This window comes from Levilactobacillus acidifarinae DSM 19394 = JCM 15949 (assembly GCF_001434835.1).
In the GTDB taxonomy this organism is placed as follows: domain Bacteria; phylum Bacillota; class Bacilli; order Lactobacillales; family Lactobacillaceae; genus Levilactobacillus; species Levilactobacillus acidifarinae.
Genome location: NZ_AZDV01000023.1, coordinates 105,951 through 129,192 on the forward strand (window position 1 = coordinate 105,951; position 23,242 = coordinate 129,192).

21 protein-coding genes and 1 pseudogene are annotated in these 23,242 nt (G+C 49.9%); 18 read left to right on the forward strand and 4 right to left on the reverse strand.

Translation table 11 applies throughout. The features are described 5' to 3' along the window. Positions 1-68: 68 nt before the first annotated feature. Positions 69-1,979: an ABC transporter ATP-binding protein/permease gene (locus FD25_RS07315; protein ID WP_057802994.1), complete on the reverse strand. Its 1,911-nt coding sequence runs from the start codon at positions 1,977-1,979 to the stop codon at positions 69-71. Positions 1,980-2,209: 230 nt separating this feature from the next. Here FD25_RS07315 and FD25_RS07320 point away from each other — a divergent pair, with 230 nt between their 5' ends. The 6 genes and pseudogenes from FD25_RS07320 (at position 2,210) to FD25_RS14390 (ending at position 4,136) form a co-directional block, all read left to right on the forward strand. Continuing rightward, complete coding sequence (locus FD25_RS07320; RefSeq protein ID WP_162256265.1) at positions 2,210-2,785, forward strand: TetR/AcrR family transcriptional regulator; 576 nt, start codon at positions 2,210-2,212, stop codon at positions 2,783-2,785. A 105-nt stretch (positions 2,786-2,890) separates the two neighbouring features. Then, a pseudogene (locus tag FD25_RS13895) lies at positions 2,891-3,107 on the forward strand (2,3-bisphosphoglycerate-dependent phosphoglycerate mutase); the annotation flags it as partial. Between the two features lie 263 nt (positions 3,108-3,370). Continuing rightward, positions 3,371-3,580, forward strand: coding sequence for a hypothetical protein (locus FD25_RS07325; protein WP_057802996.1), 210 nt, complete (start codon positions 3,371-3,373; stop codon positions 3,578-3,580). A gap of 47 nt (positions 3,581-3,627) precedes the next feature. Continuing rightward, a complete protein-coding gene (locus FD25_RS07330) occupies positions 3,628-3,885 on the forward strand; it encodes a hypothetical protein (protein WP_057803037.1) in 258 nt (85 codons plus the stop codon). Beyond that, entirely contained in the window at positions 3,875-4,063 is a 189-nt protein-coding gene (locus tag FD25_RS07335; RefSeq protein ID WP_057802997.1) for a DUF3781 domain-containing protein, read from the forward strand. Before FD25_RS07330 ends, FD25_RS07335 begins: the two co-directional genes overlap by 11 nt. After that, a complete protein-coding gene (locus tag FD25_RS14390; RefSeq protein ID WP_263862340.1) occupies positions 4,017-4,136 on the forward strand; it encodes a DUF3781 domain-containing protein in 120 nt (39 codons plus the stop codon). The genes FD25_RS07335 and FD25_RS14390 overlap by 47 nt, the downstream gene beginning before the upstream one ends. A 140-nt stretch (positions 4,137-4,276) precedes the next feature. Here the strand turns inward: FD25_RS14390 and FD25_RS07340 are convergent, their stop codons facing one another. Then, the gene (locus FD25_RS07340) at positions 4,277-4,567 is read right to left on the reverse strand and encodes a hypothetical protein (RefSeq protein WP_057802998.1); all 291 of its coding nucleotides are present in this window, start codon (positions 4,565-4,567) and stop codon (positions 4,277-4,279) included. A gap of 130 nt (positions 4,568-4,697) precedes the next feature. Between FD25_RS07340 and FD25_RS07345 the strand changes: the two genes are divergently transcribed. The 8 genes from FD25_RS07345 (at position 4,698) to FD25_RS07380 (ending at position 13,258) form a co-directional block, all read left to right on the forward strand. Beyond that, positions 4,698-5,087, forward strand: a complete 390-nt coding sequence (locus FD25_RS07345) for a winged helix-turn-helix transcriptional regulator (RefSeq protein ID WP_057802999.1) — start codon at positions 4,698-4,700, stop codon at positions 5,085-5,087. Positions 5,088-5,275: 188 nt separating this feature from the next. Next, a complete protein-coding gene (locus FD25_RS07350) occupies positions 5,276-5,587 on the forward strand; it encodes a PadR family transcriptional regulator (RefSeq protein WP_057803000.1) in 312 nt (103 codons plus the stop codon). 14 nt (positions 5,588-5,601) lie between these two features. Further along, positions 5,602-6,231, forward strand: a complete 630-nt coding sequence (locus tag FD25_RS07355) for a DUF2812 domain-containing protein (protein WP_057803001.1) — start codon at positions 5,602-5,604, stop codon at positions 6,229-6,231. A 78-nt stretch (positions 6,232-6,309) separates the two neighbouring features. Next, positions 6,310-6,618 carry a nucleoside triphosphate pyrophosphohydrolase family protein gene (locus FD25_RS07360; RefSeq protein ID WP_225428582.1) on the forward strand — a complete coding sequence of 103 codons (309 nt, stop codon included), beginning with the start codon at positions 6,310-6,312 and terminating at the stop codon, positions 6,616-6,618. Between the two features lie 112 nt (positions 6,619-6,730). Then, positions 6,731-7,402, forward strand: a complete 672-nt coding sequence (locus FD25_RS07365; RefSeq protein ID WP_057803003.1) for a Fic family protein — start codon at positions 6,731-6,733, stop codon at positions 7,400-7,402. Between the two features lie 163 nt (positions 7,403-7,565). Further along, on the forward strand, positions 7,566-7,988 hold the full coding sequence (locus FD25_RS07370) for a hypothetical protein (protein WP_057803004.1): 423 nt from the start codon (positions 7,566-7,568) through the stop codon (positions 7,986-7,988). Between the two features lie 474 nt (positions 7,989-8,462). Continuing rightward, on the forward strand, positions 8,463-12,218 hold the full coding sequence (locus FD25_RS07375; protein WP_225428581.1) for a MucBP domain-containing protein: 3,756 nt from the start codon (positions 8,463-8,465) through the stop codon (positions 12,216-12,218). A 191-nt stretch (positions 12,219-12,409) separates the two neighbouring features. Next, positions 12,410-13,258 (forward strand): hypothetical protein, encoded by an 849-nt coding sequence (locus FD25_RS07380; RefSeq protein ID WP_057803006.1) that lies wholly within the window; start codon positions 12,410-12,412, stop codon positions 13,256-13,258. A gap of 142 nt (positions 13,259-13,400) precedes the next feature. Here FD25_RS07380 and FD25_RS07385 read toward each other — a convergent pair whose 3' ends face one another. Both FD25_RS07385 and FD25_RS07390 read right to left on the reverse strand, forming a co-directional pair. After that, on the reverse strand, positions 13,401-15,173 hold the full coding sequence (locus FD25_RS07385; protein ID WP_057803007.1) for an adenine deaminase C-terminal domain-containing protein: 1,773 nt from the start codon (positions 15,171-15,173) through the stop codon (positions 13,401-13,403). Positions 15,174-15,182: 9 nt separating this feature from the next. Then, positions 15,183-16,532, reverse strand: a complete 1,350-nt coding sequence (locus tag FD25_RS07390) for an NCS2 family permease (protein WP_057803008.1) — start codon at positions 16,530-16,532, stop codon at positions 15,183-15,185. 169 nt (positions 16,533-16,701) lie between these two features. On the opposite strand from FD25_RS07390, the gene add reads away from it, so the two are divergent. The 4 genes from add to uidA all read left to right on the forward strand — a co-directional run bounded on the left by add (position 16,702) and on the right by uidA (position 23,161). Further along, the gene (gene add, locus FD25_RS07395; protein ID WP_057803009.1) at positions 16,702-17,718 is read left to right on the forward strand and encodes an adenosine deaminase; all 1,017 of its coding nucleotides are present in this window, start codon (positions 16,702-16,704) and stop codon (positions 17,716-17,718) included. 346 nt (positions 17,719-18,064) lie between these two features. Beyond that, a complete protein-coding gene (locus FD25_RS07400) occupies positions 18,065-19,348 on the forward strand; it encodes an MFS transporter (protein ID WP_057803010.1) in 1,284 nt (427 codons plus the stop codon). A gap of 92 nt (positions 19,349-19,440) precedes the next feature. Then, positions 19,441-21,327 carry a DUF2264 domain-containing protein gene (locus FD25_RS07405; protein ID WP_057803011.1) on the forward strand — a complete coding sequence of 629 codons (1,887 nt, stop codon included), beginning with the start codon at positions 19,441-19,443 and terminating at the stop codon, positions 21,325-21,327. Between the two features lie 22 nt (positions 21,328-21,349). Continuing rightward, positions 21,350-23,161, forward strand: coding sequence for a beta-glucuronidase (uidA, locus tag FD25_RS07410; protein ID WP_057803012.1), 1,812 nt, complete (start codon positions 21,350-21,352; stop codon positions 23,159-23,161). The last annotated feature ends 81 nt before the right edge of the window (positions 23,162-23,242 follow it).

Below are 23,242 nucleotides of genomic sequence, written 5' to 3' on the forward strand. Positions count from 1 at the left end.
ATTATAGAAAAAAGGTGGTAGGTGAGCACTCAGTCTCACTTACCACCTGTTAGTCTTAAGATTTGAATTTATTCAACGCTTAACGCGGTCACTGGGTCCAACCGAGCGGCCTTCCAAGAAGGCGCCAGAGCGGCAATTAGACTAATTAAGATGCCAACTGTCACGCCAAAAACCACAAATCCAATATTCAGGTGAGCAATGTCGTAGTGAACGAAGCCGGATGACGCCGCATTGATGCCTAACGTAGCACCCCAAGCAACAAGTGCTCCTAAACTGCTGAATAGCGTCCCCAGAATCAGGGATTCTGAGAAGAACAAAGATCGAATGTCTGCACGGCTGGCACCTAATGCGCGGAGAATCCCAATTTCTTTAGTCCGGGCGCCGACACCAATATATAACACCACAATGATCATGATTGCCGAGACTAATAAGGAAATGCCCGCAATTCCCGCTAAAAGGTACGAGGCTAATTTGACGTAGTTGTTAATCGTGTCGAGCATGGAACCAACACCAGTTAGTTGATAGTGGGCAGCCTTTACTTTGTTCTGAACCGTTTTAACGTTGGCTAAGCGGTCAATGGTCACGACCAGGAGTGAGGCTTTCAAGTTAATACCTTTGGCGCGGGCCATGCTAGCTACAGTTGCCCAACTAGCAGTGGCACTCTTAGCGGTTTTCATAATACCGACAACTTTAAGTGATCGTGATAATAAGACGGGACGATGCTGATTGTCATAGGTATTGATGTAGAAGGTAACGTGCCGACCAATCATCGATTTGGGGGCTTGATTTGAATACTTCTTAGCTAAGTCCTTACTGATAATGATCTCATTTAAGCCCGTGGCATTGCGCCCAGCACTGAGATTCTTCGTTAAAAAGCTACGATTTTGAGTTTGAAAATAGGAAGTCGTCACGTTCTTTTGATGATATTTAACCTGAACACTCGGCGCATAGTAGGCTTTCTCAACGTGGGCAACGTGCTTAATGGCACGCATCTTTTTGATATCTGATTGATTCATCGCAATTGACGAAATATCATTATCTTTGACTTTTTTGGTAACGGAAATTGAAGTGGGATTTAAGTTACCGGCAATTTCGTGTTGTATAAAGCCGTTAACACCACTCCCAAGTGAGAGCATCAGCAAAACACTAAAGATGCCGACAATTCCGCCAAAAATAATCAGTGCGTTGCTTCCTAGGTTATGCCGCATATGCTTTAATGCCATATGGAAGGTTGCCATAAAACCCAGTTGTTTTGAATGATAGGCTAGTTTATTCGGTGTCGTTGTGAAGGCTGGTTTTAACCGTTCGTCACGGTCAAGAATGCCATTGTCCAGATGAACAACGCGGGTCCCGTAGTCAGCCACTGTTTGGGAGTGGGTGACGGCAATGACCAACTTACCATCTTTAGCAATTTCTTCCAGTAATTCAAGGATTTCGGTGGTATTGGCGGCATCTAGGGCGCCAGTGGGTTCGTCGGCAATAATGATATCTGGATCGTTCGCAAGGGCCCGGGCAATTGCGACCCGTTGTTTCTGACCACCAGATAATTGGTTAGGATAGGCTTTTAGTTTTTGTCCTAGGCCGACCCGTTGCAAGAGTCGTTTAGCAATCTCTAATTGCTGTGACTTGGGAAAATCGGTCATTTCTAGCCCAACCAAAACGTTTTCCAAAATCGTGAGGTGACTGATGAGGTTAAATGATTGAAAAATAAAGCCGATGTTTTCCCGACGGTATTGATCAAGTTGCTTAGTCGTCATCGTGCGTAAGTCATGATTATTGAAAACAACATTGCCACTGTATTGACTATCGAGTCCGGCGATAATATTCATGAAGGTGGTTTTTCCGCCACCGGATTCGCCAAGAATTGAGACGAAATCACCGCGGTCAAACGAAACGTTGATTCCCTTTAAAACGGCTAATTGGCCACCTTCAGCCAATTGGTAGCTTTTTTGTAACTGATGGATTGCTAAAACAGGCATATTAAAAATCTCCTTTTGAATTAAGTAGACTAACGATGTTAGAATTTGGCGATAAAAGCTTACTGAAAAGGCGTTCGGTTTATCGCTGATAGAGGAGCTCTATTAGTATAAGCTAACGATGTTAGATTATGTACAATCTAACATCGTTAGTTTTTTGTGTCAAGAGATTTAAAAATATAAATTCCTGTGGTATGATGCAACTAACAAAGTTAGAAAGTAGGCGGTTAATGATGAAAATAGATCAACAAGCTATTTTGAAAGCCGCAACGGAAATCTTGAATACTAAGGGGATTGCTGCTTTGTCAATGCGAGCAATTGCTGCGAATTTAGATGTTAAAGCGGCCTCGTTGTACTTCCATATTAAAAATAAAAATGATTTATTTGAACAGATATCAGAAGGAATTTCTCAGCGTGTTTTTGAGAAACTAAATCGGGTGGATGAACCAGATCTCCAGCGCTTAATGGATGTTTTTCGGGCAGAGCTCAAACGAATTCAGGATTCACCACAAATTTTTTCGAATACGGCGCCATTCACGCCGTATCGAACACGACTTATTCAGTTTTCATTGGACCACCTGCAACAACTCGGGGTTCCTCAGCAGTTCACGGCAACGGCAGGTAATCTATTAAATAATTACGTTTTATCGTTTGTTTCCGACGAACAATATTTTTCGCGTGTCGATTCCTCGACATTCGATGAAAGCCAATTTAAGAGTCCAATTAATATGGCAGATCCAGATGATTCTTTTCAATATGGATTGAATCTAATCTTTGCGGGGATTCGGGTACAATCTAAAAATGGGTGATGGAATCACTAGATTTAATGAATTATCTTGTCACTAGAATGACCCGAGCAGACTAGCGTAAACGTTGGTATTGATGGTTTTATATAACTTCACTCAGCTATTAACGTGCCATTCTGGGAAGACCAAATTGCTCCTAAGTTGCTGGATGGCAAGAACGTCATCATCGCAGCCCACGGTAACTCACTCCGGGCACTTTCCAAGTACATCGAACGGATCTCTGATGAAGATATCATGGATCTTGAAGGCTGCTGGCGGATCACCAGTGGTGGACGACTTCGATGATAAGTTGAACATGACTAACAAGGTTAAGTTGGGCAAGTAATTCCCAGTGACCATGGCCGATCCGGCTTACGCAGGGTCGGCTTTTTCGTGGGGAAAAATGTAAAAGAGTGCGCCGAAGGGCGGTTAGTCAGCGAGCATTAACGTCATTAGGCGGATAATCCTGGGCTTGGATTATTTGGCTAATGGGGTTAAGCGGAGCTGGCTGCCCGGTAGGTGCACGTTTCGACACCAGTGGTCACTAATTGGTCACTTCTGGTCGTTGGATTTGAGTTGCTTGGGACCGTTCAAAGGAGGACGCCTTTCATGTATGATGTTGACGAATTATTAGAGGCTAAGCGTCAGATTGACTCAACGTTGCATAAGATTCGGGAGGTTATTAAGACCTTTGAAGCGAAAGAGAACCCTAGTCGGTATAAGTCTCAATTGACCTTAGCTAAACGACGGTTGAAGGCATTCGGGATAGCTAACCAATTGATTGAAGACAAACTAATTGAGTTGAAAAATGACCACTAAACAGGCACCGTTTAAACACAACTATAAGAGAAGAAAAGAGATTGAATTTGGCTACTAAAGAAGTTACGCAAGTTGAAATGATGAAGATTATCGCACTGTTCCGTAAAGAAGGTTTCAAGGGAGAATATGAGGACTTCCAGCGGGTCAGTGGCACCGACCGTGAATTCTTTGTGGTCATGAGTAATGAACAAGGTATCAAGGCGTTGTTCCGGGCTAGTCTGATGTTGAATGCGGTGCAGTTCCAGTATGTGTTGGATGACAAGCATACATTCGTCCAAGAGGGACAGGACGCGGATGCCAGCTAATTTGGAACTACTCGCGTCAATTAAGCACCAAGTTTGTTACACGGATTTAGTTTATGAGCGCGTTAATAAGAAGTTAAAGGTCAATTTATCGCGGACGGAGATTGAAAAACTGGTACAGGGTATCTTAGGTGATGATCAGACGACCGTTGAAAAAACGGGGGAAGAACTATTACGTTAGTGGTTTAGCCTACGGTACTGGGCTAACAATCAATTCGTTTAATTTTCGATTGATTACGGTAGACCTTCTTTAATAGGCAGTGGGCTAGAAAATTAAAAGAGGTCATTCGGCTAAAAATAGCTGAATGACCTCTTTATAGTGACTCCCCCTGTGTCGGCGTAAATCCAGCGCAGGGGGTCACTTTACAGGCCAATATAAGTCCCATTTTTAGCTTCACTGAACGCTAAAAATCCTAACTTCGGGGTCGGCATTCCATAACGGCTGTAAGCCCTTGAATACCTTGTTTTGGAATAGTCCTGTGTTAAGATAGTTCTGTGCATTGGCAACGCTGTCGAAGCCGTGCAACACCTGAACGTCCTCTTGACGAATTAGCAGGTCCTTGGTTAAAGCGCCCTTGATGGTTTCCAAAAATGGCGCTTTATAATCAGTGTAAACTTTAGCCGCTGCCGGGCGGTTTTGATCATCAATTTGCATGGTGATTTGTAAATATGCTTTAACTTGCATCGTTAGTATCCTCCTTCATTACAAGTGTTATGATACGAGGGCTTGCTGACAGAATAAAGATACTTGCTAATTAATAAGTCACACATAAATTTGATAGAACTTGACGTAGTCGTGATATTGGAGGATGACCATGTACGTACCAAAGTTAGAAAAAGATATTAGAAATCCACTGGAAGCTGGGTTAGCTAGTTTTGAGGGCAAGTGGAAAACGCGGGTAATTTGTGCGTTGACCCAGACCCCGAACTTGCGTTATTCTGCGTTAAAATCTGCAATGGGCAACATTACCGACGCCGTTTTAACGACGACCCTGAAGGAGCTCACGGCTGACCAAATTATCAATCGGATTCAATATAACGAAATCCCGTTACGAGTGGAATACAATTTAACGAAAAAGGGCAGGGCGGCCATTCCAATGTTAAGCGCGATTTGTCAATGGACGCAGACGTTTAATCCGGAATGGGGCCAAGTTAAGTGTGGTTGTGGAACCGCAAACTGTTTATTCGATTTGAAAAACCATTAAATTAGTGGTATTGATCAAAATGGCGTCATCAAGTCTAATCGCTTGGTGGCGCTATTCTTTTGCTCTTTTATAAGCATCGTAATACCAACTTTTACCCGAGCGCTTGTTTTTCAAAAACTAAGCAGTTAGACTATATACAGTTTAACAATATATAGTTATGCTATATAAGGAAAGAAGGAATGAGTCGAATGACACGCAACAGTCATTTGCCCTTGACCGAGACCACGACCTACGTCTTGCTGGCGCTGACCCAGCCCCTTCACGGGTACGGCGCTATTCAAAGAATTGCTGAGTTGAGTAACGGAGCCGTGAAGGTGGCGGCGGGGACCATGTACGGGGCGATTGAGAATCTATTAAAATTGGAGTGGATTCATGAGGTGCCCAGTGCGGATAAACGCCGACGGGTCTACGAATTAACCGCCAAGGGTCGAGATATTTTGCAACAAGAGGTTCAACGGTTACGCCAGTTGGGGAACTTGGCGACACAGGTTGGTTACTAAGGGGGAGTAAGGTCATGAAAAAGGTTCATCTGTTTTTTACGTTGGATGCTGAGGAATCCTGGATCAACACGGTGCAGGCGGGCGGTTACCGGCTAAGTCACGTGACGCGGTGGTTAGCCCTCTACACGTTTACGCCGCTGACGAAAACGGCACCGGTCAATCCGTATACGCGCATCGATTTTCGTAATAAGGCGATGTCACAACGTAATTACGCGGATTATTGCCAATTGTTTGCCGATAGCGGCTGGCGCTTGATCACCGGCAGTCGCCACGGGGGAACGCAGTATTTTCAACAAACTACGGCGTCCGCGGATCACGACATTTTTTCGGATAGCCAGTCGCGCGCCCAGAGTCGGCAACGCTATTTACAGTTTAGTCTGACGTTTATGATTCTATTTTTTATGTACGCCGGGGTTAGTGTGCACAATTCGACCGCTGGTTGGAGCGGCCTGTGGCACGTGAAGAGTTGGTACCTGACGCCGGGAATTTGGCAGATGCACGGGGGTCAATTCTGGCGGGCGATGTTGATTGAAACGCCGGTGGCTGTACTCCGGGCAGTGCCGGCCTACGTGTTCTTGATATTAGGACTCTTTTATCTAATTCGGGTGATGGTGAACTGGCCGCAAAAACGGCGTAAACGTTAGCAAACCGAGTGTTAAGGCGTTAATAAGCGGTAAACTAAGCGGATTAGTTAAATCATGATGGGAGACCTTATTTTGGATATGAAAGACGTCGCACGGCGATCACAAGCGATTCGGGAACGCTATCACCAACTGGAACTTAAGCAAGACGGGCATACCTGGACGACGGAACAGGATGCCTTAGCTTTCTTAACGGACGCCGGTCTCGTTGGGCGTCAGATCATAGCCCGTACGGGAAGCTGGCCGGCAGATGGTGATGGGCAACTATTGAGAGATAAACTTGGCGAGTCTATTTGGTGGTTGACAATTTTGGCACAGGAAAATGGCATCGATATTGAACAGGCCACGGCTCACTTCTTAGAAACGAAAGAAATCCAACTGAAAAAGTAACCGTTTTACTTGTGGATGACCGGTGGGGCGCGTACGATGACGAGGATAGAAAAACGGGGTAGTCGTTGGGCGCGTAAATGCCGAGGATGCCACGAGTGAGGAGAGTTTTAGGATGAACTTTGCGAATCAATATGTGTTTGATCGAGCCGCAATCGGTAAATTTGTCGAGAAACATTTAGCACAGTTAGTCACGGCGACGAGCCAGTTGGATGAGGCCCCGGTGACGTCCGAACAAAATCTTCAGCGAGCCTACCAGGGCTTACTATCCCGGAACACACCCTTAGTGGCGGCAGATGTGGTGACCCTTAACCAGATTGTGTGTGCCGGAACATCCGGTGCCGGTCGGTTACGGTCCACGGCGGCGTCAGCGACATCCACTAGTTGGACGCCTCCGATTCCGGATACTGACCGAAACTTGCGGGACCTTACCGCCATTCTAACCACTCAGAAATCGACCACGGAAAAGGCGATGGAAGTCGCCCTTTACCTGTCACGCTACCAGCTTTTTACGGCCGGAAATCAACGTACGGCGCTGGTGGCCGCCAACGCCCTGATGATCGACGCCGGTGCGGGGGTACTGGCGATTCCGGCGGAGAGACTAGACTGGTATCGCGTTCAGTTAGAAGATTACCAGCGCACTGGTCGCGGTTTGGTCATCAAGCAGTGGTTATATCGCAACGCGGTTTGGGGGGCGCCGGGGTACCGGGCAGTTGAACAGCCACAACATTTTCATCAGAATAAGTACTCACCGTTAAATGGTCCGTTGACCCGTGATGAGGGGTAACCGGAAGTAACCGTCGTTCTGTAATGAATGGCGGTTATTTTTTAGTTGGCTAGATCAGTTGTGGCGAGGTGATCAAAAAACGGTTGCGAGTCAAAAACAATAAAGGTATGATGGTTAATTGTTATGACAATGATTTAATTGAATGTAGGGGAGATCTAGGAAAATGTCTAAGGGGATTATTTTAGCGGTGGCCGCCACCGGTCTAGGCTTAGGAATAGCCGTGAACGGCCAAGTTAACCCGTTTCAGGAGGTCACGGCCCACGCCGCCATCATCAAGTTCCAAGGAAAGCACTACCAGTCCAAGTACACTGTTCGTCAAATACGGTATAAGTATCATTTGACGTATCAGCGCCAAACCTTCAAGGTTTCTAAGGACGTCTTTAACCACGTCGTTCGGAATCAATACGTGGGAATTCAGCGGAACCCATCAATTCGGCGGGAAACGAAGCTACCCATGTTCGTCACGGCTCACGGCACATACGCCGGATTTCGCTCGGCATACGTTGAGGCGGCCTTCAATAGTAAAACGGCCTACGTGAACCTAAAAACCGGTAAGCTGGTGGTGAGTCACAACGGGTGGGCCTAGGCCGGCAGTTACCTAGTAGCTGCTAAGTTCAGGGGAAATTAAGTTCAATCAGTTAAACAAATTTAAAAACCCCTCAGTTGGTCAGACTGGGGGGCTTTTTGTCTGCGTGTTAAGAAATTCAATTGATGAAAAACACTGGGACACATTTACAATAATGACGCCAACGGTGAAACGCTAATTAATGAATTATTCATAATAGCGATTAGTCATCCGAAAAATTGCTGTTATGAAACGATTTCAATTAATCTTTGGCCAAGCCCAAATCGTTGATATGACAATGCCTACTTTGATGCTACATAAAATCAATCCCCTTATTCTTGGTAGGCATTGATGGACACTACTACATATTGAGATTACAATAGAATTATAAATAATATTTACTTTTTAGTTTACATAGTGGGTCTTTGAGGGGTCACGATGCTTAGTGAAATCAGGATTCCTAGTTTTGGAGGGATGGGTATCATGTTTAAACCAATGAATTCACAATCGCATTATAAAATGTATAAAAAAGGAAAATTTTGGATTGCTGCCGGGATCTTTACGGCGACGTTAACGTTTGGGACGATGGAGCAGGCTCATGCGGATACTACCCCACAGTCCGATGCTGAAACGACGGCGACGGCCGAATCAACGACGACCACGGAAAAAACGGTTAAATTGACGACTACCACGCCAACGCCTGCACCGAAGGCCCCAACCGCGTCATCTTCAGCACCGACTGCGACGTCCCAACCGGCACCTGAATCTGCGGAAAGTTCAGTTGAAGTCCCGAAGACCACGACTCCGGCACCGACCACCACGCCTGCTCCCGCACCTTCAGAAAAGGTGACGACCCCGGCTGCTACGCCACAGCCAAACACTAAGGGGGACACGACAACGGACACCGTCGTCGGTACGGATGCGACAACTAAAGAGGCTCCGGTTGACACCACGGTCAAGGATACGAAACCGACTGCCGAGACGGAAAGTGATCAATTATCGACGAAGAAGGCCGCCCCAGCTGCGTTGGCCGTAAAGGCGGACCAGACGAATGATAAGTTAGTGTACGATGACGCGCCAATTGATGAATGGATGCCGAACAAGGCGCTGCAAAACGCTTTGTTAGCAACCTTCCAGAACACGCGGTGGTCCGCACGAAATCAAGACTTTTTAGATGCAGATTACGATTCTAAGCCGGGGGCCAAGGTTTGGCATTCGGTAGCGGATATTACCAAGAGCGACATGCTGTTGCTCAAAGGATTTGCGTTACAAACGCAATTTTCGACGTATATTGACGGTAAGACGTCTTATTCGATCGATGGGTTACAATACGCAACGAATCTACAAGACTTGGATCTATTAAACACCTTAAACGCCACGAATAATGGGAAAACACCGGGGTATCAACACGGTGATTTGACGGATATTTCGCCAATTAAGAACTTAACGAACCTAACGTCGTTACAGATTTCCAATAACCGGGTAAGTGACATTAGTGCATTAGCAAATATGAAGAAACTTACGTACTTATCAGCCATTAATAACTCGATTAGTGATTTTTCAATGCTGAATGTGGCGCAATTTACGGATAGTTTGAACATCACTGGCCAGGATATTTTCCGTGATCCGGTGTATTTAAAGCCGGGTGAGGATACGGTCACCTTGTCGAACATGGGCTTGAAATTACCGCAGAACTACGGCGCGACAGAGGGAACCTATAAAGAACTATCCTGGACGTCGATTGGTGGGGACGATTACTGGAGCTGGTATTCACGTAATCCCAATTTAATAAACGTCTATCGCCGAGGAGCTAATGCAACGGCACTGAATGACACCCAGGTTCAGTACACGATTGTTAAGAAGCAGGTCACGCCTGGTCCAACGACCAGTACATCAGCCGGGTCCGGAATTTGGGTTCATCGGCAAGCCTATACCTATTATTTAGTAGCCGGTTATTACGACCAGAATGGGATACGAATTACCACCTACTACACCCCCTACATCACGGATGCCGAAGCGGCCGCCGCGGTAACGGTCCACTACCAGGATCAAAAGGGCAACACCATTGCGCCCGACGATGTCTTAGATCAGGGGGCCGTGGGTCAAACGTATACCACGACGCCTAAGTCGGTTACGGGCTATGATTTGGATCAAACCCAGTTACCAACAAACGCCACGGGGACGTTTGGCAAGGACGCCATCACGGTTACTTACGTGTATAATCAGGCCGACGGGGTGTCAATTACCGTAACTTACGTGGACGAGACGGGGGCTGAATTGAGCCCTAGCACCACGCTAACCGGGAAATACGGTGACGCCTACACAGTCCCTCAACCGACGATTACCGGGTACCAACTAAAGGAAGTTCAAGGAAACGTCCAGGGGACCTTCACGTTGGCACCGCAAGCCGTAATGTTTGTCTATGAAAAGGCGATGTCGTCGATTACGGTGCACTATCAAGATGAGCAGGGGAATGCATTGACTTCCGCTGTAACGGTACCGGGTCAAGTGGGGACCGATTACACGGCACCGACCAAGACCTTCCTGGGTTACAAATTAGTGACCACGCCGGCCAATGCCACGGGCCAGTTTACGGCAACGCCCCAAACGGTGACGTTCGTCTATGCTAAGGACATGACGGCCATCGTGATCAACTATCAAGACGCCCAAGGTAACGCTCTGCTTCCTGCCGAAACGCTGACGGGGCAGGTTGGCCAGGACTACACGGTTCAAGGAAAGACCATTCCGGGCTATAAGCTGGTTACCACTCCGGCTAACGCTACGGGCAAGTTCGCCGCCAACGCCCAACCAATCACCTTTATTTACGAAAAGTCGATGTCGTCCATCGTAGTCAACTACCAGGACGACCAAGGCAACGTTTTAGCGCCTGCCGAAACGGTACCGGGTCAAGTCGGAACCGCCTATACGACACAAGCCAAGACCTTCAAGGGATATAAATTAACCGCAACGCCCGCCAATGCGATGGGGAACTTCACCGAAGCCCCCCAGACCATCACGTACGTTTACACGAAAGACATGTCGTCCATCGTGGTTCGTTACCAGGATGATCAGGGGAACACCTTAGCGCCCGCCGAAACGGTGCCGGGTCAAGTCGGTACGACCTACACGACGCAGGCCAAAACGGTCAAGGGTTACCGGCTAACGACCACGCCAACGAACGCCACGGGACAGTTTACGGAAGCCCCGCAAACCATCACGTACGTTTACACCAAGGCGATGTCGTCCATCGTGGTCAATTACCAGGATGACCAGGGCAACGCTTTAGCCCCTGCTGAAACGGTGCCGGGCCAAGTAGGAACCGCCTACACGACCCGGGCCAAGACTTTTAAAGGTTACAAATTAACCACGACGCCCGCTAATGCAACGGGGAACTTTACCGAAGCCCCCCAGACCATCACGTACGTTTACACGAAGGACATGTCGTCCATCGTGGTCAACTACCAAGACGACCAGGGCAACACTTTAGCGCCCGCCGAAACGGTGGCCGGTCAAGTGGGGACCGCGTATGCGACTCAGGCCAAAACCATTGATGGCTACACGTTGACCAGCACGCCAACGAACGCCACGGGTCAGTTTACGACCGCGCCGCAAACCATTACGTACGTTTACACCAAGGACGCCATCGTCACGCCACCAATCGTGACGCCAACGCCAACGGTGACGATTACGGTTCATCATCAGACCACCGATGGCCAACCGTTAGGCCCCGACGTACTGATTTCGGGGAAGCAGGGGGACACCTACACGACGGCGCCAATCACCGTTGACGGGTACACCTTAACGGCCACACCGGCGAACGCCACGGGCACGTTTGGCGACACTGATGGCACGGTGACCTACGTTTACGCGAAGACGGCGGAAAGCGGCAATAGCGGCGACCAAGGCACCACGGAACCGACTAAACCGGACAAGGTCACGCCAACGCCTAAGCCAACGGTGACTAAGCCGCAACTAGTTACCCAAGGCAACCAAGCCGACCGGGTAACCAGCAAGGCACCGGCCGCTGCCGTGCCAACCCAAAGCGCTACGGAACGGCCAACGGTGACGACCACTAGCACTAAGACACCGACAAAGTTGACCGCACCGGCTAACTTGCAGTCTGGACAGTCAGCGGCCACGGCGGCCAAGTTACCCCAGACTAACGAGCCAACGATCAATGATTGGTGGGGCTTAGCCCTGCTGGCCTTACTTGGCGGCGTTGTCGGGTGGAAACGAAAGACGGAAAAGTAAGCCTCACGGCAACCACTAAACGATTTAAGTGAAACGCGTTAAAAAGCGATCATTGACGACTCCTAGGAGCCGGTGGTGACCGCTTTTTGAGACACTAGAAAGCTAAGGGGATTCATTTGTAACCAAATTGAAAACTGCAATTAACTATTGCTAGTGTAAAATTGCTCATTGATAGAGGAGGATGAAGACATATGCAAAAAGTAGTAATGGGTGCCTTAGCCGTTACGGCGGGGGTCCTGGGACTAGCGTTAGGCAACGGACAAGCCGCCCAAGCCAGTGTGCTACCGGGAACGGCGAAGAGCGATTACTTACGGAACACGACCGGCTACGTGCGGTTAAAAAAGACCATGGACGTAGGAATCTCTCAAAAGTCGGGCAAGACGTCTAAGCCGCTGATCAAGAAGAAGGGATCCCTGTTGGCCGTGGCCGGAGTTGGCGGGTCACAAACCGATAAGGATAAAAAGGGCAACATCGTGATTCGGGCGGCCTTTACCTCGGGCGCCGTGCATTACCAACGGTTGAAGCAGCTGACCTATCACGGGATGATCTCCGTGCCATTTACCAAGAAAAACTTCAAAAACGTCAAATTAAAGGCTCCCGTGCGGACCTTGCTATTCCAAAAGGGTACCGGCTTCAAAACCAATGACATGGGCTTGACCACGCCAGCGGCCTTTTACCTGACGTTGGATAATTACCTGCAGGCCTATAGTGGCAACGCGATGGCGAAGTTTGCGCCAAACGGTGGTGAGTGGCGGATGACGGCCAACAGCGTCTGGAAGCCGACTAGCGCCGCGAAGGTGTCGAAGGTGACGGTCAAGGGGCGGACCACGACCGTCGATTACCGCACGCCGGTCCAGGGGTTGCCGAACAAAAAGGTGGCCAAACACCACTACCGGTTGACCATCAAAGACCTCAACCAGAAACGCAGTCAGAGCTTCTTCCCCGTTGATGACACCTACGATTCACAGGGAACTTGGCAGAATTACAAGGTGAACGGCAAGGCGTACTTTGTCGGGAACATGGAAAATGGGTTAGACTAACGATAATTGACTAGAAACGGGATAACCAGGAGAGTTTGACTGGTTGTCCCTTTTTGGTGGCTCGTTTAAATTAGTAAAATGAAAGAAAAACACCGCTACCGGGGCCTTGCACAGGCAAAGTTCCGGTAGCGGTGTTTTCTTTTTATGAGTTAGAAAGCTTCAAAATCGGATCAAAGTAGGTTAATTGCGTGTAGTCCACGTTACCCCCGTCGGTAATCGCCAGGTCGGGGATGGCCGTGATGGGCAGGAAGGACAGGTAGAACAACGGGTCGGGCAAGGTGCTACCGAGTTGTTCCGCAGCGTGTTTCAGCTCAATTTCCTTAGCTGCCAATTCTTGCGGCGTTAGGTCCGTCGCGATTCCGGCTAGCGGCAACTTCAACAGAGCGATGACCTGACCGTGATCCACGACCACCTGACCGCCGCCACAGTCAATCAACGTATTGGCGGCTAACGCCATATCCGCGAGATCGACCCCAGCCACCACCAGGTTATTGTCATCGGGGGCCGCCGACGTGGCGATGGCCCCGTGGGTGATCGACCAGCCCGAGATAAAGCCACGGGCGTGGTTCTGGTTGACACCGTGCCGTTCAATCACCGACACGGCCGCAACGTCCTGAGCAGCGTCCGGTTGCACCTGGCCGTCGTGAATGGTCAACGTGACGTCCTTGGCCTTACGAACGAACGGTCCGACGCTGTGAATCGTGCGGACCCGCGCCGTCCCAGCAGACGTATCGACCGGATAAGCGAAGTCGGCCGGCTTTAGTAGGGGGTGTTTTAGCTGTCCTTGTAGAGCCGCACTCCGCCGCGGTGGCGTGAAGGTCAGTACTGGTTGCTGGTTTTCGGTGACCAGTTGGCCCTTACTGATGACGGTCTCGACGTGAAAAGCGCCGGGGCGGTCGACCAGCAAAATGTCGGCGTCCTTACCGGGAGCGATGGACCCCACGGTATCGTCGACGTGGTAGGCTTCCGCCCCGTTGAGACTCGCCATTTGGATGGCGGTCATCGGGGCGACGCCGGCTTGAATCGCCAAGCGGACCATGTGGTCGAGGTGACCGTGAGCCAAGACGTCGCGCGCGTTCACGTCGTCGGTACAGAAGCTGATGTGGCGGGCCACCCCGGCGGGTCCCTCGGTCAGAGCCCGAACGTTTTCGGCCAAGAATTTGGTGACGGAGGACTCCCGGATCACCACCCGTAAGCCTTTGCGGGCCTTTTCCAGGAATTCCTCGTGACTGTAACTTTCGTGGTCGATGTGCACGCCACTCATCAGAAAGGCGTTGAGGTCGCGGCCACGGGTCATGGGCGAACAGCCGAAGATTGGCTTATGGTAACGCTTAGCCAGTTCGAGCGCCTTTAAGGTGTCGGGATCCTTTGTCGCCACGGCTTCCTTAACCGTTTCCCACACGCCGTAGCAGTTTTCCTGCGGCAGGTAGTGTTCGTGATCGGCCGCCGTGACGTTGTAGGCGATGGTCGACTTGGGAATCGTGTAGGGCGTCTTATACGGCAGGCCCCAGAAAACCTTTAGCGGTAAATTTTTGATTTCGGCGAAAATTTCATCCAGACCCTTAACGCCAATCACCGAGATATATTCATCGAGGCCGGACACGATGCTGGTGGTCCCGTGGGGAACCGCCAGTTGGGCGAAACGAGTCATGGATAACTTACTGCATTCGACGTGAATGTGCCCGTCAATCAGGCCGGGAACCAGGGTTTTACCAGTGGCGTCGATGTGGCGGGTTTTCGGCCCGACGTAGGCGCTCACGTCGTTATCGACCGCAACGATGCGTTGTTGATAAACGGCCACGTCGGCCGGGTAAAATTCCCCGGTATCGACGTTGGCCAGGGTGCCATGTTCAATTACCAAGTCGGCGGGGACCTTGGCGGCGCCGGCGTCTAAATACTGAGCTAAAGTGGTCATGAGAACCTCCTAAGATTTCGGCAAAATGTTCAAGATGTATAGCAGGACGATGAAGACGATCAGCAGACCCCACATCACACCGTTGACTTCCTTGCGCCGACCGGCCGCCGTCATCAGGATCGGGTAGGTCAAAAACCCAAAGGCAATCCCGTAGGAAATGTTGTAGGTGAGTGGCATACCGACAATCGTTAAGAAGGCGGGCACGGCAACTTCAAATTGATCCCAGTGAATGTTTTTTAATGCCGAGGCCATTAAGACCCCAACGATGATCAACGCGGGGGCCGTGACTTGCGAGGTGACGACCGTTAACAGTGGGGAGAACATCAGGCTAAAGACGAAGAGCACGCCGGTGGTCAACGCGGTCAAGCCCGTGCGGCCCCCGACGGCGATCCCGGCGGAGGATTCCACGTAAGCGGCGGTTGGCGTGGTCCCCATCACGGAACCGGCCAACATGGACAGTGAATCGGACATCAGCGCCCGGCCAATCCGGGGCATTTTATTGTTTTTCATGATGCCGGCCTGTTGGGCTAACCCAATCAGGGTGCCGGCGGTGTCAAAGAAAGCGACTAAGAGGAAAATCAGGACGACCGCCCACATCTGTGGATCGGCCACGGACGGCAAGTTCTTGAGACTCACGCCGAAAGTTGGCCCCATGCTGGGTGCCATGGAAATCAAACTGCTTGGTGCTTTGATCAAGCCGGTGACCAGCCCCAGAATCGTGGAAGCCACCAAGCCGATGAAGATGGAGCCGGGAACCCGCATGGCCATCAAAATGGCGATGACGAAGATCCCGAAGATGGTCAGCCAAGTGGTCGGCACGGTGAAGGACCCGATTTCGACCAGCGAGGTCTTGCTGGCGACAATCAAGCCCCCACCTTGTAACCCGACGAAGGCGATGAAAATTCCAATCCCGGCGGCCATGGCGAGCTTCAGGTCACTAGGAATGGCGTCGATGACGACTTCGCGGACCTTTAAGAAGGATAAGAGCGTGAAGAGGACGGCGGCCACGAACACGCCGGCCATGGCCTTTTCCCAAGGGATGCCCATCCCCAAGACCACGGAATATGTAAAGAAGGCGTTGTCCCCTAAGCCGGGGGCGATAGCAATTGGATAGTTAGCGAGAAACGCCATCAACAGACAGCCCAGAATGGCCGATAGGGCGGTGACCGTGAAGACGGCCCCCTTATCCATCCCGGCGGCCCCTAAGATACTGGGGTTGACGAAGAGGATGTAGGCCATCGACACGAACGTGGTCAGCCCCGCAAGTAACTCTTGGCGGACCGTGGTGTGTTGCTCGGAGAGGTGGAAGGTGCGTTCCAGAAAGCCGGTAGTGGCGGTTGCGCGATTTACTTTTAACACAATGTGAAACTCCTTTCTCTTTCTCAATGTAAATCACATTCTGGCATATATTTTACGGATACGCAACCCCATTGTTCTCTTTTTATTATTTGACAAATTAATTCTCTCTGATAAACTCGAGAAAACGGGATAAAAACCGTATAATAAAACTTGTAGGGGGTATTAACATATGTCTACAGAAGTAACTCAAGCCTTTACCCATGGTCTCCCTAAAGCGGAGCTGCATCTCCACATTGAAGGGACCCTAGAGCCCGATTTGAAGCTTAAATTAGCGCAACGCAACCACGTGAACATCGGACAATCCACGATTGAAGAGATCCAAAAGACCTACCAATACGATGATTTAGCATCATTTTTAGCGGTGTATTATCCGGCGATGAACGTCCTGCAGCACGAACAGGACTTCTACGATTTGGCCTTTGCCTACCTACAACGTGCGGCGGCCAACCACGTTCGGCACGTGGAGATTTTTTTCGATCCGCAGGCCCATACTAGTCGCGGCATTCCGTTTAAGACCGTGATCAACGGACTTTACCGGGCCACGGTCGACGCCCGGGCTCTAAACGTGGATGCGCAGTTAATCCTGTGTTTCCTACGGGACTTCAGTAAGGAATCGGCCCGTCAGACGTTAGCCGAGGCCCTACCGTATAAGGATAAGTTCATCGGGATTGGCTTGGATTCCGACGAACACAACAATCCTCCGATGAAGTTTGCCCGCCAGTACGAGGATGCGGCCGCGGCGGGTCTGCACCTGACCGCGCACTGTGACATTGATCAAAAGGATTCCATTGAACATATCCGCCAAGCGCTGGAACAATTGGACGTGGAACGCCTGGACCATGGGACCAACATCGTGGAAGATCCGGACTTGGTTCAGTTCGTGGCGCGTAGGGGGATTGGCCTGACGTCGTGCCCGCTGTCCAACAGCTTCGTATCTCCGGAAATGAAGGGTAAGGAGGTCCTAGAATTACTGGCTCAGCACGTCAAGGTCTCCATTAATTCGGACGATCCGGCCTACTTTGGCGGCTACATCGGTGATAACTACTACGCAATTGCCGATAAATTTAACCTGACTAAGGCCCAGGTCGTCCAATTAGCCCGCAATTCGTTTGAAACGGCGTGGATTAGCGACGCACAAAAGGCCCTGTACTTAAAGGAACTAGATACTTACGCGGCAACCCATTAAGTGCCCGTTAGCAAAGATATCCAATTAATTCCGAAAGTTTTACGGGAATTAATTGGGTATCTTTTTTTGTGATTTAGGGGGTTAGTTTGGAAAGTAGGAGAACAATGCGTTGGGCAGATCAAAATAAGTAGAAAAATATTTAGTAAATTATCTAGGTAAAAGGATTAATTTACTAAAATAGTTCTTTATTTCGATTAAATTTCGCGCTATAATTCACATGTAAGCGATTCCATTAAACCGTATTTAGTAAATTTTTAGCTGATTACGAATTTCTCCTGTCACAGTAATCAACGATTTATCAAAATGAAACCCCTTACAAAATCTACATATTTAGGAGTGAGACGACATGTCGAAAGACAATAAGGCTGTAACTTCCAGCGTTGGTGAAGTGACTAACGCGAAAGTCAAAGACGAAGAGCAGCCTAAATTACCTTGGATGGTTTCTTCAGCCATGTTTTTAGCACCACTATGTTGGTACGGGCCAATTGGTTCAACGCGTAGTGTTTTGATTCCGCAATTATTCTCGCAGTTGGATCCCGTCCACAAGGTTTGGGCCGTGGGGATTTTAGCCACGGTCGCCTCCATTACCGGAGCGATTGCCAACCTATTATTCGGGGCCTTCTCGGATGTGACGCGGACCCGCTTTGGGAAACGGAAACCCTACATTGTGTTAGGAACGATTGCCATTGCCATTTCCTTAATTGTGATTGCCAATGTGAAATCGATAATGGCCATTATCATTATTTGGATTATCGCGGCTGCGGCCGAAAACGCCATAGCTGCGGCGATATACCCGCAAATTTCGGACCGAGTTGCCCCGAAATGGCGGGGGACCGTGTCGACCTTCTACGGCGTTGGGTTTACCATTGCGCAACAAGGATTTGCCCTGTTAGCGGCCCAATTCTTGGGGAACGTTAAAATGGGGATTTATTTCATGGCCGGCTGTACCGTGGTCTTGGCCCTCATCCATGAATTGCTGATTCAAGAAAAGGGTAATTTGGATGAACCTAAGGTTAACCTGAACAAGGACACCTTAAAGAAGTACTTCTTCTTCCCAACGCATGATGCACGCGACTTCTACTTAGCCTTGACCGGTAAGTTCTTCATGGTGGTGGGGTCGACGATTGTGACGACCTTCCTGCTGTTCTTGTTTACCGATTACATTGGTCAGAATACGGCCGAAGCCGGAAAATCTATTTCGATTTTCTCGTCCATCATGCTGATTATTGGGGTCATCTTTGCTCTGATTGGGGGACCTTTAGCCGATAAACTGAAGCGGGTTAAGGCACCAGTCGTGATTGCGACCTTTGCCTTAGGGTTTGCCGCTTTATTTCCACTGTTTGTTCAAAAGCCTTGGGCGATGTTCGTTTACGCCGTGATTGCCGCCTTCGGGAATGGGTTATACAACTCCGTCGACGGGGCGCTGAACATGGACGTGTTGCCTTCCTCCGATACGGCGGGGAAGGACTTAGGACTGATTAACTTAGCCAACACCTTGGGCCAAATGTTAGGGGCCATGGTGGTTTCCGCCATCGTTGCCTCCTTCGGGTACGGGGCAATCTTTATCTTCGCGATTGCCATGGAACTGATCGGTGGGATTGCGATTGCCATGATTAAACGGATTCGTTAAATTAGAAATTTCTGAAAAAGCCCAACCGTCCGGGACACTTTGATGACTGGGCGGGGGGCTTTTTCAGCATGATAGATTAAGGAGGACTCGCCTTGAAACGACAGTTGTTTAATGAGCAAATCAAAGCCAATCCGCTACGCAGTAAGGCGGACGTTAAGTCGGCATTGTTGGATATTTTACGTCCAGCGATGGACGTTTTAGGCCAGCAAAAACAAAAGGGTCATTTCCGAATGAGCGACAGTGGCGCCGTGTATCTTCAAGAAAAGACGGAGATTGAAGGCTTCATGCGCTTACTTTGGGGCCTAGGACCCTTCTTCAGCAATCACGAAAACGTCCAGGAATATCCCGACTGGTACGGCCTGGTTACCGAGGGGATTCTCGCCGGGGTCGACCCGAACTCCGATAGTTATTGGGGTGGGGATTTAGGCGATTACGACCAACTCTTCGTGGAAATGGGGGCGTTAACGGCCTTTCTCTACGAGACTAAAGCGGATTTTTGGGATCACTTGGCCACCACGCAGCAGCGGCAAATCGTGGACTGGATGGACCAAGTTAACGGTAAAGTGGTACCGAAAACTAACTGGTTGTTCTTCCGGGCCATGGTCAACAAGTTCATTACGGATTCCGGTTACGCCGACCATACCCAGTTGGTCCTAGATGACTACGCGATTACCAATACCCATTATTTGGATCACGGTTGGTCGTACGACGGTTACCAGAATCAAATCGACAACTACATTCCGTTTGCTTACCAGTTCTTCACCCTCTTAACGGTGGGTCTAACCGACTGGCAAGGTGACGAAGCGACCCTCTTACGGGAACGGGCGAAAGCCTTTGTCCCGAGTTACGCTAATTGGTTTGCGGCCGACGGAGCAGCGTTACCCTATGGTCGGAGCCTGGACTACCGGTTCGCGCAAGCAGCCTTCTGGGCGGTTGCGGCCTACGCCCACATTGATTTGCCAACGGGCTACAACCTGGGGGACATTAAACACCTCCTCTTGAATAACCTACGGTGGTGGTTCCAACAGAACATCTTTACGACCGATGGCTTGATTCCAATTGGCTATGCTTATCCCAACATGGTTTTTGCCGAAGGGTACAACGGTCCGGCGTCGGCTTACTGGGCGTTGAAGACCTTCATCTTCTACGCCTTACCGGATGACGATCCGTTCTGGACCACGCGGGAAAGTGAGGACTTTAAGTTTGAACCGGTCAAGAAGCAACCGGAACCCCGGATGTTGGTGGTTCACAGTCGTACGGGTCAGGAAGTTCAAGCCTTTACGGCGGGTCAGCATTCCCACGAACACGCGGCGGGAGCAGCTAAATACGAAAAGTATGTCTATTCATCAACCTTTGGCTTCAGTACGCCCAAGGGATCAGTCCTTCTCAAACAGGGAGCCTTCGACAACACCTTAGCCGTTTCGGAATCAGAGAATTTCTGGCGGACGGCTTTCAAGTACCACGATTATCAAATTCATGACGATTACGTGTACGCCGATTGGCGACCATGGGACGACGTGACGATTAAGACTTACGTGATTCCGGCAATGCCGTGGCACGTCCGGGTTCACCAAATTGATACGGCTAGGGAATTACACCTGGCCGAAGGAAGTTTTGCGGCACCGGATACGGGAGCCCCAACGGAAAAGGTGTTGCCAGTTCCAGTTAAAAACGCGGTCTTTTACCAGACCGGCGTGGGGATTACTGGTTTAGTGGGCTTATCCGCCGATTTAAAGGTCGAGCTTTCCGTGCCGGAGCCGAACACTAATATTTACTTCCCTAAGACTAAAATCCCGTTACAAACTGGGGTTATTACTCCCGGCAAACACACGTTAGTTTCCCTGTACCTGGGGGATCGGGAAAATGAAAGTCGCGACGCACAAGGCCAGATTCAGGTGCCAACGGTGGCTCTGGTTGGCAATCAAGTTAAAATCACCAGTAATGGTCAGACCACCACGATTACATTGAACGAGTTTTAAGCAAATTGGAGGACGTTAATTTATGGAAAAAGAACTACTCTATCCCGTGACCAACCAGTATCGGTTTGATCAGTCCCTAGATGGTTTATGGGATTTTAAATTTGACGAAGCCGCCGAGGGACAACAACAGGGATGGCCCCAAAAGGGATTACCAGCGGCCATTCAGATGCCCGTTCCGGCCAGTTTTAACGACTTTTTCACGGATAAGGCTGCTCGTGAATACACGGGGGACTTCTGGTACGCCAAACGGGTCTTTGTGCCGCGAGCATTTCAGGGACGCGTGATTGGACTGCGGTTCGGTGCGGCTACGCACCGGGCGACCGTCTACGTTAACGGTCAGGAGATTCGTCAACACGAAGGCGGATTTTTACCCTTTACCGCCGATATTTCGTCAGTGGTGAAGTTTGACCAGGAGAATTTAGTTGTCTTAAAACTCAATAACGAGCTCCACCGGGATGCTCTACCCGCGGGGGATACCGGAGTATTGAAGAACGGTAAAAAGATGGCGAAGCCCTTCTTTGACTTTTATAACTACTCGGGGCTGAACCGCAGTGTCCAGTTGATGGCGGTGCCCCAGGACCGGGTCACCGATTATTCGGTGACCACGACGCTCACGGCGACGACGGCCGAGGTCCATTATACGGTCACGACTAGTCAGGCGACCGCAAAAGTCACGGTCACGTTACAGGACGAACAGGGAACGGTGGTTGCTACCGGCCATGGTCGGCAGGGGACGTTGATCGTGGACCAGCCACAACTTTGGAACGTTCGGGACGCGCACCTGTACACCATCGCAATCCAATTGACGGTTAATGATGACCCGGTCGACGAGTACCGTGATCAGATTGGGTTACGGACGATTGAGATTGTCGGGCACCAGATCTTGGTCAACGGCGAACCAGTTTATCTCAAGGGCTTTGGCCGGCACGAAGATAGTATTTATGCGGGTCGGGCCTTTGACCTTAATGTGGAGAAACGGGACTTCGAACTGATGAAGTGGATGGGAGCCAATTCCTTTAGAACCTCGCATTATCCGTACGACGAAGCCGTATACCGGTTTGCCGACCGGGAAGGCTTCTTAATTATCGATGAGGTTCCCGCTGTCGGCTTTAAGATGGCGGCGGCCAGCTTCCTAGGTGGCCTGGATCAGTCCTTCTTTGATGGCGAATGGACCACGGAACTTTATAAAAAGCACCTTGATCAGATTACCGATATGGTTCACCGCGATAAGAACCACCCGAGTGTTTTGGCGTGGAGTCTCCTCAACGAACCGGATACATCGTCGAAATCGGCGGTGCCATATTTTGAAAAGTTATTCGCCGACACGCAAGCCCTAGATCCTGATCAGCGACCGCGGACTTTCACCTTAAACGAAGATGACACCTTTGATACCTCGTATTGCAAGCAGTTTCCTGACTTTTACCTGTTGAATCGTTACCCCGGCTGGTATCACAAGTGGGGTTATGAAATCTCCGATGGTGAGGCAGGATTGAGAGCAGAACTAGACAAGTGGCAAGCTTCCGAGATTGATAAGCCGGTGGTCTTCTCCGAATACGGGGCGGACACCCAACCGGGCTTACACAAGCTACCGTCCGTCATGTGGAGTGAGGAATACCAGATTGAGCTGTTACAGATGTTTAACCGGGTCTTCGATTCCTATGACTTCATTCGCGGTGAACAACCGTGGAACTTGGCCGACTTTCAGACCGTTGAAGGTAATATGCGGGTCAACGGCAACAAGAAGGGATTATTTACACGGGACCGTCAACCCAAGGAAGCGGCGTTCTATCTGCGCAAACGTTGGGCCGGTATCGACAATAATTTTAAAAACTAGGCGTTAAATAAGTGAAACAGGAATCAAAAAGCCCGTAACCAAGGCGCTCGTTCGGGCGTACTTGGTTACGGACTTTGGTTT